This window comes from Paracoccus onchidii (assembly GCF_028294535.1).
Taxonomy (GTDB): Bacteria; Pseudomonadota; Alphaproteobacteria; order Rhodobacterales; family Rhodobacteraceae; genus Paracoccus; species Paracoccus onchidii.
In genome coordinates, this window is record NZ_JAQBIE010000009.1 from 118,379 (window position 1) to 137,151 (window position 18,773).

Here is an 18,773-nt window from a genome sequence, read left to right on the forward strand (position 1 = left end):
CTTACACCTCAATTTGGCGCGGGCGCGCACGTTCGAACCAGGAAACGGTGATAAGCCGCGTCACGAAAAGCGCCGTAAAGACAGAGGTCACGATGCCGATGCTCAGCGTCACGGCAAAACCCTTGACCGGACCGGATCCCAGCACGAACAGGATCGCGGCAATGATCAATGTGGTGATATTGGCATCCACAATGGCCGACATCGCCCGCTCATAGCCCAGTTCGATGGCCCGTGCGGGGCCACGCGCGGTGCGCAACTCTTCCCGGATACGTTCGAAAACCAGCACATTGGCGTCAACCGCCATACCAATGGTCAACACGATGCCCGCGATCCCCGGCAAGGTCAGGGTTGCCCCGATCAGCGACAACACCCCGAAGACCAACGCCATGTTGACCGCCAGCGCAATGGCCGCGAACAGGCCGAACAAACCATAGGACAGCACCATCAGCACGATCACCGCCGCAAAGCCGACCGCCGAAGCGATGCGCCCGGCATCAACGCTGTCCTGCCCCAGTTCCGGCCCTACTGTGCGCTCTTCCAGAAAGTTCAGCTCGGCAGGCAAGGCCCCCGCACGCAACAGCACAGCCAGGCGGTTTGCCTCTTCATAATCCATCGATCCCGAAATCTGTCCGGAACCGGTGGTGATCGCCTGACGGATGACGGGCGCCGAGATCACCTCGTCATCCAGAACGATTGCAAAAGGTTGACCGACATTCGCCGAAGTATAGGCGCCGAACTTGCGCGCCCCTGTCGGATTGAACCGGAAATCGACCGACGGCAGCCCGTTCTGATCCGAGGACGGCAGGGCATCGGTCAATTCCTCACCCGTCACGACCGGCGTTTCGTCGATCGTATAGTAAATTCCGTCCTGATCCGCCGACGGCAGAACGACCTGTCCGATACCGGCGCGCGCATCCGGGTCACTGCCGGTGCCGACGACCGAATTGAATGTCAGCTTCGCGGTTGTGCCGATCAGGGCCTTGAGTTCTTCGGCCGACCCGATGCCCGGCACCTGGATCAGGATCCGGTCCTGCCCCTGGCGCATGATCGTCGGTTCACGGGTTCCAACCTCGTCGACGCGGCGGCGGATGATTTCGAGGCTTTGTTGTATCGTGCGATCGTCGGTGATCGCCTTTTCGGCGTCAGACAGCTGGATCGTGATCGCGCTGCCTGACGCGTCGATCGCCAGACTGGTCTGCCCGGCCCCGGTCAGCGTCGTGACCGGCTCCGAAAAACCGCGCACGATTTCGACCGCACGGGCCAGCTGATCAGGATTTCCGATCTCGATTTTCAGCACCCCTTCAGGGGCCTGAACACGGCGGACCGCACCGACGGTCGCGCGTTCATCGGCAAGCGCGCGGCGCAATTCGGGCCACAACGCATCCATGCGCGACTTATAGACCTGCGCGACCTGCACTTCGCCCAGCAAATGGGCACCGCCGCGCAGATCCAGCCCCAGATTGACCAACCCGTTGGGCAACCAACCCGGCCAACCGTCACGTGCGGCCTCCAGCTCGGGCGTGGTTACGCCTGTTTTCTCGATGGTGGCGACGGCATCATTATGTGCCTCGACACGCTGGTAGAACAGGTTGGGCATGGCATAAGCCAATCCCAGAAGGCAGATCCCGATGATCAGGATGCGCTTCCATCGGTCGATCTGAAGCATTTCGGCTTACGCCCTCTTGTTATTGTCTGCTTAGCTGTTGGCCGCGACGGGCTGGGTCTTGTTCACCACCTGGGCAACGGTTGCCCGCACGATGCGAACCTTGACACCTTGGGCGATCTCGACCTCGATTTCGTCGTCGCGAACCGAGGCCACCTTGCCGATGACACCACCTTGCGTGACGACATGATCACCCTTGGACAACGAGGCCACCATCTCGCGATGCTGCTTGGCGCGCTTTTGCTGCGGCCGGATCATCAGGAAATACATGATCGCAAAGATCAGGATCAGCGGAACGAATTGCATGATGGGGGATGCCGCACCACCGGAACCGGCGGCCTGTGCAAAGGCGGGAGTTGCGAACATGAATTATCCTCTCGGCTGGCTGACCGGGTCCACCGGTCCAGTTTTAGTTGGCGCGCAACCTATCTGCGGTGCCCGCCCTTGGCAAGAAAGCGCAGACAGCCCCCGGGTCAAGGGCCACATACGCGTTTGTGAATCAGTCCTGGCACGCCGCTACGGGCGCGCCGGACGGCTGTGCGCGTTCGACAAGCCGCGCGAACAGGCTGGCGCCGACGGGCGCGACATCATCGTTGAAATCATAGCCAGGGTGGTGAAGTGACGCAGTGTCGCCCTGCCCCAGAAACAGATAGCATCCGGGCACGGCATTCAGCATATAGCTGAAATCCTCGGCCCCCATTTGCCGCTGCACATTGTCATCCACGGCGTCAGGCCCGGCAATCTCGCGGGCGACATCGCTTGCAAACGCCGCCTCGGCCGGATCGTTCACGGTCGCCGGATAGCTGGTCTGATAGTCGAGATCCACCGACACGTCATAGGCCAGCCCCTGCCCTTCGCAAATACTGGTCAGCCGACGTCGCACCATGTCCTGAACCGCGGGATCGAAGGTCCGCACCGTTCCGCAGACATAGGCGGTATCCGGCACGATATTGTCCGTGCTGCCGGTATGAATTTGCGTCACCGACACGACCAGATCATCCAGCGCGCAGTGATTTCGGCTGGGAATGGTCTGAATCGCATTGACGATCGACACCGCGGCAACAACCGGATCGGCGGTCAGATGCGGCATTGCTCCATGCCCGCCGCTGCCCTGCACGTGAATTTCGAACGTATCCACCGCCGCCATGATCGGTCCCGGCGTCGTCGACAAATGCCCTGCGGGGGCGCCCGGGCTGTTATGCATCGCAAAGACACGCGAGATGCCGAAACGCTGCATGATGCCGGCGCGCACCATCACCTCGGCCCCGCCATCGGTTTCCTCGGCGGGCTGGAAGATCAGGGCAACCCGACCAGAAAAATTACGCGTCTCGGCCAGATAGCGCGCAGCCCCCAACAACATGGTGGTGTGACCGTCATGGCCACAGGCATGCATCCGCCCATCCATGCTTGATGCCCATTCGGCGCCGGTTCGTTCCTGAATGGGCAGTGCATCCATGTCCGCACGCAGCCCGATCGTCGGCCCCTGACCCTGACCGTTGATAATCGCGACGATGCCGGTTTGCGCGATCCCCTCGTGAATCTCGTCGACACCAAAGTCGCGCAATCTCTGGGTCACGAAGGCGGCGGTCCCGTGACATTCGAAGCCAAGCTCGGGATGACGATGGAGATGCCTGCGCCAGACGCGCATATCGTCAGAAAATGCGGCAATGCGGTTCAGCACGGGCATGTGGACACGGACCTTCTGCTGTGGCAGTCGAGAGGTCGTTCTGGACCAGCGACAAGGTGAATTGCAATGGCCGAATCAAATCCCGCTTCGCGCGACGCAGCCCGGGAAGTCACCCGGCTGATCGAGATCATGGCAATGTTGCGCGATCCCGACAAAGGCTGCCCTTGGGATATAGAGCAGAATTTTGCGTCGATCGCCCCCTATACGATCGAAGAGGCGCATGAAGTCGCCGACGTGATTGAGCGCAAGGCATGGAGCGAACTTCCCGGAGAATTGGGCGACCTGCTGCTGCAAGTCGTGTTCCACGCGCAAATGGCGGATGAAGCGGAGATGTTCGACTTTGCCGATTGCGCAGCCGCCATCTCGGACAAGCTGGTTTTTCGTCATCCCCATGTTTTCGGCGACGAAAGCCGCGACAAATCCGCCGAACAGCAGATCAAGGACTGGGAGGCGATCAAGGCGGTCGAACGCGCCAACAAGGCCGAACGCGGAACGCTGGACGGGGTGGCGATGGGGTTGCCGGCCCTGACCCGCGCGCTCAAGCTGCAAAACCGCGCCGCGCGTGTGGGCTTTGACTGGCCGGATGCCGCCAATGTGCTGGACAAGATCACCGAAGAAACCGCCGAACTGGTCGAGGCGCGCGACAAGCTGGACCACACCGCGCTTGAGGAAGAATTCGGCGATCTGCTTTTCGTGATGGCCAATCTGGGGCGACATCTCAATCTGGACCCAGAGCTGGCCCTGCGTCGCGCCAATGCCAAATTCACCCGCCGCTTTCAGGCCATCGAGGCCGCACTGGCCGCCGATGGGCGCAAACCCGAGGACAGCGATCTGGCTGAAATGGACCGGCTCTGGGATCAGGCCAAGCTGCGGGAAAAGGCCCGCGCCTAGCCGATCAGAACCTTGCGCAGCATGTTCAGCGCGACCAGAAACAGGAAAATCGCGAAGTAGCGTTTCAGCCGCGCCGCATCGGTACGATGCGCCAGCGCCGCGCCCAATGGCGCAGTCATCAATGTCATCGCGATGGTTACAAGAAATGCGGCGACATTCACCGACCCGATGGTCAGGGGCGGCGCATTCTGTGCAGGCACGAAAAGGAAGGTCGCAACCGAAGGCGCAGCGATCAGAATTCCGAATCCCGCGGCGGTCGCGACGGCACGATGGATCGCAATTCCGTGCAGCGTCATCAGCGGGACGCCAATGCTGCCCCCGCCGATCCCCAGCAACACCGATATGAATCCTGTGCACAATGAAATCACGCCCTGCAGCCATCCGCGCGGCATCCGGTCGCCCAGGCGCCAATGCGGCCGCGACATGGCCATGTAGGTGGCGATGATCACGACCAGAACCGCGAAAACCAGTTGCAGCGTTTGCGTGCGCAAGGCCTGCACCACCATGACCCCCAACACCGCGCCGACCGCAATTCCTGGCGCGTAGTTGCGCAGGATATTCCAGTCAACCGCGCCCCGGCGGTGATGCGCCAGAACGGAACGGATCGAGGTCACGATGATCGTCGCAAGCGAGGTCGCAAGGCAGACCTGCATCACATCCGGCCCGCCAAACCCCGCCTGTGTGAACACCAGAAGAAAGGCCGGCACCAGTATGATGCCACCGCCCACCCCCAGCAAACCCGCAAGGATTCCCGCAAAGGCCCCCGTGCCCAAAAGGATCAGAACCGGAAGAAGATATTCGCTCATGCCGCGTGGCTATCGCACAGCGCCAGTGCATGCCAGCCCGAATTGAACCTAGGCCGCCGCTGCCTGCCTCACCTGTGCAAGCGCAGCGTCATAGACCTCGATCCCGCCCCTGGATGCGCCCTCGGACAGCGTTCGCTTCCAGCTGCGTGCACCGGCCCGACCATGGAACAACCCCAGCATATGACGGGTGAACTGGTGCAGCCTGCCACCATTTTTCAGATGCGCCTGGATCACCGGGCGCATGGCCTCGGCGACTTCGACGGGGCCGTGCATCGGCGCCGCAGCATCCCAAAGCCGATCCGCCGCGCCCAGAATATCCCAAGGCTGATGATACGCGGCACGCCCCACCATCACCCCATCCATATGGTCCAGATGCCTGTGGATATCCGCGACCGATCCGATCCCGCCGTTCACGGACAGATGCATGTCGGGAAACTGCTGTTTCATCAGGTGAACCAGATCATAATCCAGCGGCGGAACTTCGCGATTTTCGCGCGGCGACAAACCCTGCAGCCACGCCTTGCGGGCATGGATCGACATCCGCCGAATTCCGGCCTTCTGCATACGGGCGATAAAGTCCGGAAGAACGTCGGAAGGATCCTGATCATCAACGCCAATGCGGCATTTGACGGTCACCTCGGCCCTGCTGACATCCTGCATTGCCATGACACATTCAGCGACCAGATCGGGTGATTTCATCAACACGGCCCCAAAGCAGCCGGATTGCACCCGATCGCTGGGGCAGCCGACATTGAGGTTGATTTCATCATACCCCCAGTCATTCGCGATCTGCGTGGCCTGCCGAAGTTCGGCCGGATCAGAACCGCCAAGCTGCAATGCCAACGGATGCTCTGCGGCATCGTAATCCAATAGCCGGGACCGGTCGCCGTGAACCACCGCAGGCGCAGTGACCATTTCGGTGTAAAGCAAGGCGTGCCGCGACATCATCCGGTGAAACACCCGACAATTGCGGTCCGTCCAATCCATCATCGGCGCAATGCTGAGGCGAGACGCCATCGCAATTGATGCCTTATGTTCATCGTCAAAAGCTTGCGATAAGTTCTTAGGTGATGGATCTTGCATCATCTTGCCTTGTTCGATGTTTTTTGTTCCAAGCTTGCGATACCGATCGCAAGCCAACTGCGAAGCGTATCCGGACCAGTGGATCGATTGCCATCCCGGTCGGCATCGGAATCAAGCAAAACCGGCGCATCGTCCATAAATCAGCATATATCTTCGATCGTAAGAAGACCGCGCGGGCATGTATGAAAAAGCGTGGGGCAGAACTTCGCAAGCCCCGAGCGCTGGACATGAAGCGCCGGCCCGAGGGCAGGCTTGTGGATGCCAATTCGCGATATGTCAAGCAGAGTCAACCGCAGGTGAGGCGAACGAAGGCCCACCCATCGCACACCATCATGCAACACAAGATCACGGGAAAGGACTGCCAAGAAGACAATGTACAGGCGGTCTGGATGTTATTGGCGAAACCCGCAAGGGCCGGGTTAACGGGAGTTGCGGCAAGAATTGCTGGCGCCAGTTTCGCCGAGGCACCCGACGTTCGACAGTCCGGGGCACCGATGTTAGTGTAGGCGAATGGCCGACATCACGATCACAACATTCGATTGGGTTCCAAATGTGCCGCGCGGATATGTTCGCGATATCCGGCTGCGTTGGGCATTGGAAGAAGTTGGACTGCCCTACAGGGTTGAAAGCACACCTTTCAAGGATAGGGGCGACGAGCATTTTGAAAACCAGCCATTCGGGCAGGTTCCATGGCTGACCCACGGCGACATCTCCATTTTCGAAAGCGGAGCCGACTTGCTCTATCTCGCGGAGACCAGCGGCAAGCTGTTACCAGCGGACCCAAAAGGACGAAGCGAAGTAATCATGTGGCTGTTTGCAGGGCTGAATTCGGTAGAGATGGCGGTTCTGCCCTTCACGATCTTCAAATTTTCCGGGGATGAAGAAGAAACGCCCGGTCGCCAGGCTCTGGACGGTTTTTTGTCGGCGCGGCTCGGTCATGTCGAAGCCTATCTTTCGGGACGAAACTGGCTTTGTGATGATTTTTCCATCGCCGACATCATCATGTCCGATGTTCTGCGTCTGGCCGACCGCTTTGACGCGCTGAGCAACTATCCGAATTGCCGATCCTATGTTGAACGTGCAGTTTCACGACCGGCCTTCAAGAAAGCCTATCAAGATCAACTGGATCACTTCGCCAAGGCTGATTGATCGGCAACACCCGCAACTGTCGCGTCAATAAGTTCGGGCGCGAACTGGCCAAGCGGCTGGCCGCCTTGCATTGCCCGGTGCGGCGCTCAACCCAGATGTTGTCGTCACGGTCGGGCGTCGCGGCATATCGGTCGATACCGCGTGCCACCCGGCTGCGTCTGGCATGGAGTGATGGTCAGGTTCCCGACAGCATCCGCGATATCCGCAATGCGTAGCGATCGGTCATTCCCGATATGAAGTCAGCCATGCCATGCAGGGCCTGTTCGGGGTTCGAGATGTCGCGCAGGTCCAGCGAAAGCGCCCGCGCGATCTGCCGCGGATGCTCATCAAGTTCTTCGGCATTCCAATTTTCGTCAGCAAGTTGCTGATATACAGGCAAAATGCCGGAAAGAACATTTCCGATAATCCGATGCCCGGACACCTCCAGCTCGGTTTTCCTGCGGGCCGTGAAAATTCGCGAACCGGCAAGCGTCTTTATTTGCGCGAACTGCCCTCCCAAGGTGCCAGCCTCGATCAGGCTGCGCGAGAATGTCCCCTCCATGATCGCGCGATAATTGTCCTTGAATGCCTCAAGGCAGCTTTGAATGGCCTTGCCGATACTGATGGCACGAAGAAGGGCGATTTGCTCAGCCTCGCTCATGCCCGCGGTATCCCGATTGGGACGCTCTGCAAGATCGAACAGCGCGTCGCGGACGATCTCGAATGTCAGTTCCCCGGTGGTAAAGGCATCTTCAAGATCAACGATGTTATAGCAAATGTCATCGGCGGCCTCGACCACGAAGACCAAGGGGTGTCGACGCCACCAGCGCCGGTCGCCAGATTGAATCTCTGGCAGTCCCAAGGTGCCGGCCGCTTCGGCGAACAATGCCTGATCGGATTCGAACAGACCGAATTTCTTGTTCCCGAAGTAGCCCGCGTCGCTGATAGCCCCGCCGGCAAGCACGGATCTGGTCGCCGCGCTGAGGGGATATTTCATAAAAGCGCCCAGCACCGCCTTTGACAGGCGCATACCGCCGGCATTTCGATACATCTCGGTTCTTGCGACGATCCGAAAACCTTGTGCGTTCCCTTCAAAGTTCCGGAACTCATCGCGCAAAGTCTCGTCGAGATCGGAGAATATGCCGCTCGGCTCTTGAAATCTGTCGGAAAACCAAGCGCCGATCGCGTTTTCGCCCGAATGCCCAAAGGGAGGGTTTCCAATATCATGTGCCGCGCAAGCGGCCTGAACGATATTGGCCAGGCTGTTCTCTTCTCCGGCTTCGATTTCGCCCTGCTCGACCAGCCATTGTCCGATGGACATTGCCAGCGATCGCCCCACGCTGCCAACCTCGATCGAATGGATCAGACGGTGATGCACGTGATCATGTTCGTAAAGTGGCTGCACCTGCGTCTTGTTGGCAAGGCGGCGAAATGGTTCTGAAAACACGATCCGATCATAATCCTGGGTAAAAATGGATCGGTTGGGCTGTTCGGCATATCTGCGGTCATGCAGTCGCTCATTCGAAAGCAGCTTGATCCATTCCATTCCGTGATTCCTTGGATTACCCGACGCCCAGACAAGGGCTTCCTATCCCAGGTCGAAACAGGGTGCCACTTGTCACGGACCATCTTGGCGACTGAGCCATGCGCTCTACTTGCCCAGAGACAGAAAACCACATGGCAATGCCGAAAAACGCCGGAAACTGATGGCGCGGGAAAGCGTGTCGCATTAAGCATGCCCGCCAGGCGATCCTTCCATCAGATCGCAGCCAGATGACAGAGGAAGACCCAATGGCAGAATTTACCCTGAATCCGGTTGTGGCCACGTTGATCTTCTGTGTGGCCTGCCTCTCGGGATACCAGTATCGCCGCGTCTGGAAGAAAGAAGGCCCAAGGTATCAATATTGGCTATTTGGCGTGATAGCAGCCCTTGGCCTTGGGCTGCTTGCCTTCATACCGCTTGATCTGCCGGGTTAGCAGGACGTCAGCCGGTGATCAGCTGCTTGAGATGCAGTGCTTCATATTCCAGCTGGTTCAGGCGGTGATGGATGACGTCACCGATGGACACCATTCCGACCAACGCCCCATCTTCCAGAACCGGCATATGTCGAAAACGACCTTCGGTCATCCGCTTGAGCACGGTTACCAGTTGCTCCGACGGATCGCAGCTTTGCACTTCGCAGGTCATCACATCACCGACAAGTTGCGGCAAGGTCTGCCCCGGTGTCTCGGCAAGTTTGCGCACGATATCGCGTTCTGACAGAATTCCGGCCAGCGCGCCGGAATCATCGGTGACCATCAACGCACCGATTCGCTTGTCGCGCAGTTCCTTGACCGCTTGCCCCAACGTTTCGCCGGGCTTGATCGAGAACACATCGCGGCCCTTGCTGGCAAGCAGATCGCCAACCGTCGCATGAAGTTCATGTAGGCTTACGGTCTGGCTTTTCGAGCGCTGAGACTCGTGATCCTGCCGCATCGGAGATTGGTAAGACGTTGGCATCGCGGAACCCCTTTCAACCTCAGGCTACGCGATCCCCTTCCATTTGCTCAAGCATTTTTCGCGCCCGCGGGCATTGCAGTCTTTCGCGCAACGGGCTGTCGGGATCAATTTCCTTGTGGCACACAAGGCATTGATCCGCATCGCCAATTGCATTCAGCCCGCCGCAGCTGCCCTTGATCCTCTTGTTCATCAGGATCACGCCAAGCGACATGCCCAGCATGACCAGCAGCAAAAGCGTGAAGGACAAAGCAAAGGTGGCCATGACTTGTGCCTTTCAATTCGATCAGGCCGTCAGGTTCCTGAAGGCGTCGCTTGCAAAGGTCTTGAAGGCAAGATGCGCCACCGACGGGTCACGTTCGACAAATTGCACGGCGATATCGTGCTGTTGCGCGATTTCGAGGCCCTGTTCGCGGCCAAGAACCAGCATCGCGGTCGACCACGCATCGGCCAGCATGGCGTTGTCTGCCAGGACAGTCGCGGATGCAGTCTTGTGTTCGACAGGGCGCCCCGTCGCGGGATCGATCAGATGCGAATAGCGCTGGCCATCGACCTCGAAATAGTTCCGGTAATCGCCCGACGATGCCAGCCCTTTGCCCGACACGCCGACCACACCCAGCATCCCACGATCGGCAACATCGGGCGATTCAATCCCGATCTGCCAGGGCGCACCATCCGGGTTGCGGCCTGATGCATAAAGATCGCCGCCGATTTCAACCATATAATCGGTGATCCCAAGGCGTTCGATTGCGCGGCCAACATGGTCCGCGCCATAGCCCTTGCCGATGGCGGCAAGATAGACCTGAGCGGAATCATGCTTCTTCTGAACGGCGTCAGAACCGATCACCAAAGAATTTTCATGACCCGACCGGGCCCGAACTGCGGCGATGCTGGCGTCATCCGGCAGGCTGCGTGCGCCCGGCGCGCCAAAACCCCACAACTCGATCAGCGGACCGACGGTTGTATCGAAACGCCCCGCACTGGCCAGATTGACCTCGGCTGCGGCCTGCATCACATGCGAAAGGATCGGCGACATCGGCGTCACCGCCCCCGCCGGAGCAGCATTCACCCGCGAAATCTCGGACCGGTCATCCCAGTTCGACATCGCGCCGTTCACCTCGGCCAGCGCATCGGCAACGGCCTGGCGCAGCTTGGTTTCATCAAGCTTGTTACGATGATCGACGGCAACGACCCGGTAAGTCGTGCCCATCGAAAGTCCATTGAATTCCACGACTTGCTGGCGGTTGTAACACGCAGCCAACGCAAGCGGCATGACCAGGAACGAACGACGGGTAAAGGATGTCAAGCTGCTCACGTAAGGTCCTTTCGCCAATCTTCGCGCCGAACTAGTCGATTGCGCACAGTTTTTTCAAGCTCTTTATGGTCATTTGCCGAAAAAACCACTAGCAGACAGTCGGACACACTTACATGTGGCTTATGAATCGGAAAGATCAAGGCTGAGGTTACAGGACGGTGAAGCATTTCAAGCTACGCAAGGGTCTGGATTTGCCCATTTCGGGAGCTCCGCGGCAAACCATTGATTCGGCGCCAGCCGTAAGAACAGTCGGCATTTTGGGCGATGATTATCTGGGCCTGAAGCCGCGCATTGCCGTCGAAGAAGGCGATACGGTGGTGGCCGGCACGCCGCTGATGTTTGACAAGAACATGCCCGAGGCGCAAATCGTCTCGCCCGTTGCCGGTCGGGTGCGCGCGATCAATCGCGGCGCTCGGCGCAAGCTTGTCAGTATAGAAATAGATGTCGATGACACCGGAAACCCGCCGGTGGATTTCAGTGCCGTGGGCGATACCGACAGCGCCGAGGGCCTGACGCAAAAGCTGTGTGCCGCCGGCCTTTGGACATCGTTCCGCACACGCCCCTATTCCAAGGTGCCTCAGCCCGGCAGCACGCCTCTGGCGATCTTCGTGACCGCGACGGATACCGAACCGTTGTCCGCCGACCCTGCGCTGGCCATCGCTGATGATCCGGATGCCTTCGCAGCGGGTGTCGCAGCGGTTGCGCGGCTGACCGACGGTCCCACCTATCTATGCCAGGCTGGCGAGGCCGCTTTGCCCGGACATGATGCCAAGGGCGTCACCCCCGTGCGCTTCAGCGGCCCCCATCCCGCCGGCCTGCCCGGCACCCATATCCATTTCCTGAAAACGCCGACGGCCGATTCTGCCGTCTGGACGATCGGCTATCAGGATGTGATTGCCATCGGGCGGCTGGTGCAGAGCGGGCATTACGATTCATCGCGGATCATCTCGCTTGGCGGGCCTGCCTGTGGTAATCCCCGCCTGGTGCGCACGGTCGCGGGGGCGTCGATGACGGATCTTCTGGAATCCGACATGCCCTCTGGCCTGCCGGTTCGCATCATTTCGGGATCGGTTCTCAGCGGACGTGCCGGGGAAGGCGCCACCGCATATCTGGGCCGCTATGCGCGCCAGATCACGCTGATCGAAGAAGATCACAAACAGATCCCGATGGGCTGGATCCGTCCGATGTTCTCGAAATACGCGGTGCAGCCGGTGCTGGGTTCTGCCCTGGCGCGGCGCATGTTCCCGCTGACGTCGAACCTGAACGGCGGACGGCGCGCGATGGTGCCGCTTGGCACATTTGAAACGCTGATGCCGCAGGATTTTCTGCCAACCCAGCTATTGCGTGCCCTGTTGGTGATGGATACCGACCAGGCTCAGCTTCTGGGGGCGCTGGAGCTTGACGAAGAGGACCTTGGACTTGTCGGCTTCTCCTGCCCTGCAAAATATGAATACGGCATGGCCTTGCGCGACTGCCTGACCAAGATCGAAAGGGAGGGCTAGGCAATGGGCTTGCGCAACTTCTTTGACAGGATCGAGCCGCATTTCGTCAACGGCGGGAAATGGGAACGCTATTTCCCCGTCTATGAAATGGTCGAGAGCTTTCTTTACACACCCAAGACGGTCACGACCGCCGCGCCGCATGCACGTTCCTACGTCGACATGAAGCGGATCATGACCTATGTGGTGCTGGCCACGATCCCCTGCATCCTGATGGCGTTGTACAACACAGGCTATCAGACCAATATCGCGATTGGCGAATACGGGCCGTCGGGCTGGCGCGCCGCGATCATCGAGGCTCTCGGCATCGGCTTCAATCCGGCCAATCCGCTGGCGAACATGCTGCACGGCCTGCTGTACTTCCTGCCGATCTATATCGTGACGCTGGTTGCCGGCGGTATCTTCGAAGTGATCTTCGCGACCGTGCGCAGGCACGAAGTCAACGAGGGCTTTCTGGTTTCGTCGATGCTCTATGCGCTGATCCTGCCTGCAACGACGCCACTTTGGCAGGTTGCCCTGGGCATCATCTTCGGCGTCGTGATCGGCAAGGAAGTGTTCGGCGGCACCGGCAAGAACTTTCTCAACCCTGCACTGACAGGGCGTGCCTTCCTGTATTTCGCCTATCCGGCGCAATTGTCGGGCGACAGCGTCTGGGTGCCGGTCGACGGATTTACCGGCGCCACCGCATTGGCCGTTTCGGCAGCTGATGGGTTTCAGGAACTGGCCGGACGCGGCATGACCTGGTGGGACAGCTTCCTTGGTTTCGTACCCGGATCGCTGGGTGAGACATCGACCCTGGCCGCTTTGCTGGGCCTTGCCTTCCTGCTGGCGACGAAAATCGCAAATTATCGGATGGTGGTGGGGTGCCTGGGTGGCATGATCGTCTTTTCGTTGCTGTTGAACTGGATCGGTTCGGATACCAACCCGATGTTCGCGATGCCCTGGTACTGGCATCTTGTGCTGGGCGGCTATGCCTTTGGGCTGGTCTTTATGGTCACCGAACCCGTTTCGGGTGCCCATACAAATCTTGGCCGTTATATCTACGGTGCATTGATCGGCTTCATGGTCGTCATGATCCGCGTGATCAACCCCGCCTTCCCCGAGGGCATGATGCTGGCCATCCTGTTCGGAAACGTCTTTGCGCCACTGATCGACTATTTCGTCGTGCAGGCCAATATTCGCCGGAGGGCCCGCCGCAATGTCTGAGAACAACACCGAAAACCGCAACGGACAGGATACCGAGGCGAAGTTCACCCCCGAGATGAACCCGCCAGACCGTGATCTTCCTGCCCCCGAAGGTGAAGTCGTGACCTCGAAAGGGTTCCTGCGCCGGTTTCTGGACACCCCGGCCGACAACACCGCCAAGACGATGGTGGTGGCGCTTGGGCTTTGCTTTGTCGCCTCGATGATCGTGTCGGCGGCGGCTGTGTCCCTGCGGCCATTGCAGGAACAGAATGCTGCCCTGGACAAACAGGTCAACATCGTTCAGGTCGCCGGCCTGTACGAGGACGGTATCGATGTTGCCGAAACCTTCGAGGCGTTCGAACCGCATGTCCTGGAACTGGCAACCGGCGAGTTCACCGATCAGTTCGATCCCTATCAGTTCGATGACCGGGCCGCGGCCGATGACGTGACGCTGTCGGCACCGCTGGATGACGACCCCGCCAATATCGGCCGACAGGCCAATTACGTAACCGTCTATCTGCTGCGCAACGAAGACGGATCGCTCGATAAGGTCATCCTGCCGGTCTATGGCTATGGTCTGTGGTCCACGCTCTATGGCTTTATCGCCGTCGAAGAGGATGGGAACACCATCTACGGGCTGCAGTTCTATGAACACGCGGAAACCCCCGGCCTTGGTGCCGAAGTCGACAACCCCCGCTGGAAAGCACTGTGGAACGACAAGCTGCTGCGCACCGATGACGGCAAGGGCGAGCTGGCCATCACCGTCGCCAAGACCGCCCCTCCCGCGGGCGAGGACTATCATATCGATGCGCTGTCGGGCGCAACACTTACATCGCGCGGGGTCGACAACCTTATCCGGTTCTGGATGAGCGAGCGCGGCTTCGAGCCCTTCCTTGAACGTGTCAGAGCGGGAGAGATCTGATGGCACAGACCTATCGGACCATGCTCGTCGACCCGATGGTCGACAACAACCCGATTACCCTGCAAGTGCTGGGTATCTGTTCGGCGCTGGCGGTGACCTCATCCCTGCAGGTGGCGATGGTCATGACCATCGCAGTGACGCTGGTGACGGGTTTCTCGTCGATGTTCATCTCGGTTCTGCGCAGCCAGATTCCGTCGTCGATCCGTATCATCGTGCAGATGATCATCATCGCATCGCTGGTGATCGTCGTTGATCAGGTGCTCAAGGCCTATGCCTATGAGATATCGAAAACCCTTTCGGTCTTTGTCGGCCTGATCATCACCAACTGCATCGTGATGGGCCGCGCCGAAGCCTTTGCCATGAAGAACCCTCCATTCGCGTCGTTCGTAGACGGCGTCGGCAATGGTTTGGGCTATGGGCTGATCCTGATGCTTGTCGGCTTTATCCGCGAATTCCTTGGATCGGGCAGCGTCTTCGGCATCACCGTTCTTCAAACCGTGAACAATGGCGGCTGGTATGTGCCCAACGGCCTGCTGCTGCTGCCACCTTCGGCATTCTTCATCATCGGTCTGATCATCTGGGCGTTCCGTTCGTGGAAACCCGAACAGGTCGAGGACCGCGAATACCGCATCCAGACCGTGGAGGCGCATTGATGGAAGATCTTCTTTCCCTCGCCGTGAAGGCCATTTTCGTCGAGAACATGGCCCTCGCCTTCTTCCTTGGCATGTGCACCTTTCTTGCCGTGTCCAAGAAGATTTCGACAGCAATCGGGCTGGGCATTTCGGTGACGCTGGTCCAGGCGATCACCGTGCCCGCCAATAACCTGATCCTGACCTATCTGCTTGCGCCCGGCGCGCTTGCATGGGCGGGTTTTCCGGATGTGGACCTGACCTTTCTTGGCCTGATTTCCTATATCGGCGTGATCGCCGCCATGGTTCAGATCCTCGAGATGATTCTCGATAAGTATTTCCCACCGCTCTACAATGCACTGGGTGTGTTCCTGCCGCTGATCACCGTGAACTGCGCCATTCTGGGTGGTTCGCTGTTCATGGTCGAACGCGACTATGATCTGGCGCAATCCGCCGTCTATGGCCTTTCATCGGGCTTTGGCTGGGCTTTGGCCATCACGGCCATGGCCGGTGTGCGCGAAAAGCTGAAATATTCGGACATTCCCGATGGCCTGCAGGGTCTTGGGATCACCTTCATCAGCGCGGGACTGATGGCCATGGCCTTTATGTCCTTCTCTGGCGTCAATCTCTGAGGGGGCGGCAAACATGCAAACATTCAGCCTTGGCGTATTGCTGTTTTCCCTGATTGTCCTGGCACTGGTGACAATCATCATGCTGGCCCGTTCACGCCTGGTGTCCAGCGGCAATGTCAACATCACCATCAATGGCGAAAAGACCATCTCGGTTCCCGCGGGTGGCAAGCTGTTGCAGACATTGGCCGCCGAGAAACTGTTCGTGCCTTCGGCCTGTGGCGGGGGCGGCACCTGCGCGCAATGCCGGGTCCGCATCCTGGAAGGTGGCGGCTCGATCCTGCCAACAGAAGAAAGCCACATCACCAAGCGAGAGGCCGCCTGTGGTGACCGCCTGTCCTGTCAGGTGGCCGTCAAGCAGGACATGCAGGTCGAAGTTCCCGAAGAGGTCTTCGGTGTCAAGAAATGGGAATGCACGGTCCGATCGAACGAAAACGTCGCGACCTTCATCAAGAATCTGGTGCTGGAACTGCCCGAGGGCGAGGATGTCAACTTCCGCGCCGGTGGTTATATCCAGATCGAGGCCCCCGCACATCAACTCAGCTATACCGATTTCGATATTCAGGAAGAATACCGCGAGGACTGGGACAAGTTTAACCTGTGGCAATACAAGTCGAACGTTTCCGAACCGATCGAACGCGCCTATTCCATGGCCAACTACCCCGACGAGAAGGGGTTGATCATGCTGAATGTCCGCGTGGCCTCGCCCCCGCCGGGCACCGATTTCGCGCCGGGCCAGATGTCATCCTATATCTTCAACCTGAAGCCAGGTGACAAGGTGACCATTTCGGGTCCGTTCGGCGAATTCTTTGCGCGCGACACGCAAAAGGAAATGGTGTTCATCGGCGGTGGTGCAGGTATGGCACCTATGCGCAGCCATATCTTCGATCAGCTCAAACGCCTCAAGAATCGCGATCGCAAGATCACCTTCTGGTATGGCGCACGCTCGAAGAAAGAGATGTTCTTCGTCGAGGATTTCGACGAGCTGGCCAAGGAGTTCCCGAACTTCACCTGGCATGTCGCGCTGTCGGATGCGCTGCCCGAAGATGAATGGACCGGCTATACCGGCTTTATTCACAACGTGCTGCATGACGAATACCTCAAGAACCACCCGGCGCCTGAGGATTGCGAATTCTACATGTGCGGTCCGCCGATCATGAACTCGTCCTGTATCAACATGCTGCTTGAACTGGGCGTCGATCGCGAAGACATCATGCTTGATGACTTTGGTGGCTGATAATCCGCCCGGAACGACCGAATTCATGCGCCCCCCGATCCCCTGCGGTTCGGGGGGCGCTTTTGTTCAAGCCCGGATATCGGGCGGATTGAGGGCGCAAATTGCCATCACGACCGATGAAACCCCGCAATCCGCTTGCAGAGCTTGGTCGCGGCGACTAGAAGAGCGGAAATTTTCAGGCCGCCGTTACCGGTGGCCCTTCTTGCTATGAGGACGATGATGCAGGTCAAGGAAACCCAGAACGATGGTCTGAAGCGGGGCTATCAACTCACCCTGCCAGCCGCCGACCTGGCCGCGACGGTCGACGCCAAGCTGAAAGAGGCGCAGCCCGAAATCGAAATGAAGGGCTTCCGCAAGGGCAAAGTCCCGATGGCGATGCTGAAGAAGCAATTCGGCCCGCGCGTCATGGGCGACGCCATGCAAGAGGCGATCGACGGGGCGCTGCGCAAGCATCTGGAAGAATCGGGCGACCGCCCGGCAGCACAGCCCAAAGTCGAAATGAATGACGGCGAGAACTGGAAAGAAGGCGATGATGTCGTCGTCAACGTTTCCTATGAAGCCCTGCCCGAGATCCCCGAAGTGGATCTGGGCAAGCTGTCGCTGGAACGCCTGACCGTTCCGGCCGAAGAAGCCGCGATCACCGAAGCGCTGGAAAACTTGGCGAAATCGGCACAGAATTTCGACGACCGCCGCAAGGGCAGCAAGGCCAAGGACGGCGATCAGGTCGTGATCGACTTCAAGGGTTTTGTTGACGGCGAAGCCTTCGAAGGCGGCGAAGCCGAAGATTATCCGCTGGTTCTGGGCTCCAACAGCTTCATCCCCGGATTTGAAGAACAGCTTGTCGGCGCGAAATTCGACGAAGAGGTCAAGGTCGAGGTCAAGTTCCCGGAAGAATACGGCGCCGAGCATCTGGCCGGAAAAGACGCCATCTTTGAATGCAAGATCAAGGCCGTCAAGGCGCCCAAGCCCGCCGAAATCGACGATGAACTGGCCAAGAAATTCGGTGCCGAGGATCTGGATGGTCTGAAAAAGCAGATCACCGAGCGGCTGGAAGCCGAATATGCCGGTGCTGCCCGTGCGATCATGAAGCGCGGCCTGCTGGATCAACTGGACGAACAGGTCAAGTTCGAACTGCCCGAATCGCTGGTCGAAGCCGAAGCTCAGCAGATCGCTCATCAGCTGTGGCACGAGGAAAACCCCGAGGTTCAAGGCCATGATCATGGCGCCATCGAACCGACGGATGACCACAAGAAACTGGCCGAGCGCCGCGTGCGCCTGGGTCTGCTGCTGGCCGAAATCGGACAGAAGGCTGAAGTCAACGTCAGCGATCAGGAAATGACCCAGGCTGTCATGCAGGCCGCACGTCAGTATCCCGGTCAGGAACGCGCCTTCTTCGAATTCATCCAGCAGAATCAGGCTGCCCAGCAACAGCTGCGCGCGCCGATCTTTGAAGACAAGGTTGTCGACCACATCGCCGAACAAGCGAAGGTTGAAGAAAAGCAGGTCTCCAAGGAAGAGCTGGAAAAAGCCGTCGAAAGCCTGGACGAGATCTGATCTGCGATCCATCGCAATCTGGAAAAGCCGCGGTCAATTCCGCGGCTT

At 59.0% G+C, this 18,773-nt stretch carries 19 protein-coding genes; 10 read left to right on the top strand and 9 right to left on the bottom strand.

Annotated features, from left to right (window positions below):
* Nucleotide 1: 1 nt before the first annotated feature.
* The 3 genes from secD to PAF17_RS08510 form a co-directional block, all read right to left on the bottom strand.
* Nucleotides 2-1,666, bottom strand: coding sequence for a protein translocase subunit SecD (secD, locus tag PAF17_RS08500; protein ID WP_271888671.1), 1,665 nt, complete (start codon nucleotides 1,664-1,666; stop codon nucleotides 2-4).
* Nucleotides 1,667-1,696: 30 nt separating this feature from the next.
* Complete coding sequence (gene yajC, locus PAF17_RS08505; protein ID WP_271888672.1) at nucleotides 1,697-2,029, bottom strand: preprotein translocase subunit YajC; 333 nt, start codon at nucleotides 2,027-2,029, stop codon at nucleotides 1,697-1,699.
* Between the two features lie 133 nt (nucleotides 2,030-2,162).
* Nucleotides 2,163-3,350 carry a M20 aminoacylase family protein gene (locus tag PAF17_RS08510; RefSeq protein ID WP_271888673.1) on the bottom strand — a complete coding sequence of 396 codons (1,188 nt, stop codon included), beginning with the start codon at nucleotides 3,348-3,350 and terminating at the stop codon, nucleotides 2,163-2,165.
* A gap of 66 nt (nucleotides 3,351-3,416) precedes the next feature.
* On the opposite strand from PAF17_RS08510, the gene mazG reads away from it, so the two are divergent.
* Nucleotides 3,417-4,241 (top strand): nucleoside triphosphate pyrophosphohydrolase, encoded by an 825-nt coding sequence (mazG, locus tag PAF17_RS08515; RefSeq protein WP_271888674.1) that lies wholly within the window; start codon nucleotides 3,417-3,419, stop codon nucleotides 4,239-4,241.
* On the opposite strand, the gene PAF17_RS08520 is transcribed toward mazG, so the two are convergent.
* Entirely contained in the window at nucleotides 4,238-5,047 is an 810-nt protein-coding gene (locus PAF17_RS08520; protein WP_271888675.1) for a sulfite exporter TauE/SafE family protein, read from the bottom strand. The two genes, mazG and PAF17_RS08520, sit on opposite strands and share 4 nt — an antisense overlap.
* A gap of 48 nt (nucleotides 5,048-5,095) precedes the next feature.
* Entirely contained in the window at nucleotides 5,096-6,133 is a 1,038-nt protein-coding gene (dusA, locus tag PAF17_RS08525; RefSeq protein WP_271888676.1) for a tRNA dihydrouridine(20/20a) synthase DusA, read from the bottom strand.
* A gap of 507 nt (nucleotides 6,134-6,640) precedes the next feature.
* Here dusA and PAF17_RS08530 point away from each other — a divergent pair.
* Nucleotides 6,641-7,279, top strand: coding sequence for a glutathione S-transferase family protein (locus tag PAF17_RS08530; RefSeq protein WP_271888677.1), 639 nt, complete (start codon nucleotides 6,641-6,643; stop codon nucleotides 7,277-7,279).
* A 175-nt stretch (nucleotides 7,280-7,454) separates the two neighbouring features.
* Here the strand turns inward: PAF17_RS08530 and dgt are convergent, their stop codons facing one another.
* Nucleotides 7,455-8,804, bottom strand: coding sequence for a dGTP triphosphohydrolase (dgt, locus tag PAF17_RS08535; RefSeq protein WP_271888678.1), 1,350 nt, complete (start codon nucleotides 8,802-8,804; stop codon nucleotides 7,455-7,457).
* A 245-nt stretch (nucleotides 8,805-9,049) separates the two neighbouring features.
* Here dgt and PAF17_RS08540 point away from each other — a divergent pair, with 245 nt between their 5' ends.
* Entirely contained in the window at nucleotides 9,050-9,235 is a 186-nt protein-coding gene (locus PAF17_RS08540; protein ID WP_271888679.1) for a hypothetical protein, read from the top strand.
* 7 nt (nucleotides 9,236-9,242) lie between these two features.
* Here PAF17_RS08540 and PAF17_RS08545 read toward each other — a convergent pair whose 3' ends face one another.
* The 3 genes from PAF17_RS08545 to PAF17_RS08555 are packed head-to-tail and all read right to left on the bottom strand — an operon-like array spanning nucleotide 9,243 to nucleotide 11,070.
* The gene (locus tag PAF17_RS08545) at nucleotides 9,243-9,758 is read right to left on the bottom strand and encodes a CBS domain-containing protein (protein WP_271888680.1); all 516 of its coding nucleotides are present in this window, start codon (nucleotides 9,756-9,758) and stop codon (nucleotides 9,243-9,245) included.
* Nucleotides 9,759-9,777: 19 nt separating this feature from the next.
* Nucleotides 9,778-10,020: a (Na+)-NQR maturation NqrM gene (gene nqrM / locus PAF17_RS08550; protein ID WP_271888681.1), complete on the bottom strand. Its 243-nt coding sequence runs from the start codon at nucleotides 10,018-10,020 to the stop codon at nucleotides 9,778-9,780.
* A 21-nt stretch (nucleotides 10,021-10,041) separates the two neighbouring features.
* On the bottom strand, nucleotides 10,042-11,070 hold the full coding sequence (locus PAF17_RS08555; RefSeq protein ID WP_271888682.1) for an FAD:protein FMN transferase: 1,029 nt from the start codon (nucleotides 11,068-11,070) through the stop codon (nucleotides 10,042-10,044).
* Nucleotides 11,071-11,228: 158 nt separating this feature from the next.
* Here PAF17_RS08555 and PAF17_RS08560 point away from each other — a divergent pair, with 158 nt between their 5' ends.
* The 7 genes from PAF17_RS08560 (at nucleotide 11,229) to tig (ending at nucleotide 18,725) form a co-directional block, all read left to right on the top strand.
* A complete protein-coding gene (locus PAF17_RS08560; protein ID WP_271888683.1) occupies nucleotides 11,229-12,572 on the top strand; it encodes a Na(+)-translocating NADH-quinone reductase subunit A in 1,344 nt (447 codons plus the stop codon).
* 3 nt (nucleotides 12,573-12,575) lie between these two features.
* Nucleotides 12,576-13,775, top strand: coding sequence for an NADH:ubiquinone reductase (Na(+)-transporting) subunit B (locus tag PAF17_RS08565; protein WP_271888684.1), 1,200 nt, complete (start codon nucleotides 12,576-12,578; stop codon nucleotides 13,773-13,775).
* 55 nt (nucleotides 13,776-13,830) lie between these two features.
* Complete coding sequence (locus PAF17_RS08570) at nucleotides 13,831-14,676, top strand: Na(+)-translocating NADH-quinone reductase subunit C (RefSeq protein WP_271888743.1); 846 nt, start codon at nucleotides 13,831-13,833, stop codon at nucleotides 14,674-14,676.
* Nucleotides 14,676-15,329 (top strand): NADH:ubiquinone reductase (Na(+)-transporting) subunit D, encoded by a 654-nt coding sequence (locus PAF17_RS08575; RefSeq protein ID WP_271888685.1) that lies wholly within the window; start codon nucleotides 14,676-14,678, stop codon nucleotides 15,327-15,329. Before PAF17_RS08570 ends, PAF17_RS08575 begins: the two co-directional genes overlap by 1 nt.
* Nucleotides 15,329-15,937, top strand: a complete 609-nt coding sequence (gene nqrE, locus PAF17_RS08580) for an NADH:ubiquinone reductase (Na(+)-transporting) subunit E (protein WP_271888686.1) — start codon at nucleotides 15,329-15,331, stop codon at nucleotides 15,935-15,937. Before PAF17_RS08575 ends, nqrE begins: the two co-directional genes overlap by 1 nt.
* Before the next feature lie 13 nt (nucleotides 15,938-15,950).
* The gene (nqrF, locus tag PAF17_RS08585) at nucleotides 15,951-17,171 is read left to right on the top strand and encodes an NADH:ubiquinone reductase (Na(+)-transporting) subunit F (RefSeq protein ID WP_271888687.1); all 1,221 of its coding nucleotides are present in this window, start codon (nucleotides 15,951-15,953) and stop codon (nucleotides 17,169-17,171) included.
* A 219-nt stretch (nucleotides 17,172-17,390) separates the two neighbouring features.
* The gene (tig, locus tag PAF17_RS08590) at nucleotides 17,391-18,725 is read left to right on the top strand and encodes a trigger factor (protein WP_271888688.1); all 1,335 of its coding nucleotides are present in this window, start codon (nucleotides 17,391-17,393) and stop codon (nucleotides 18,723-18,725) included.
* Nucleotides 18,726-18,773 lie beyond the last annotated feature (48 nt).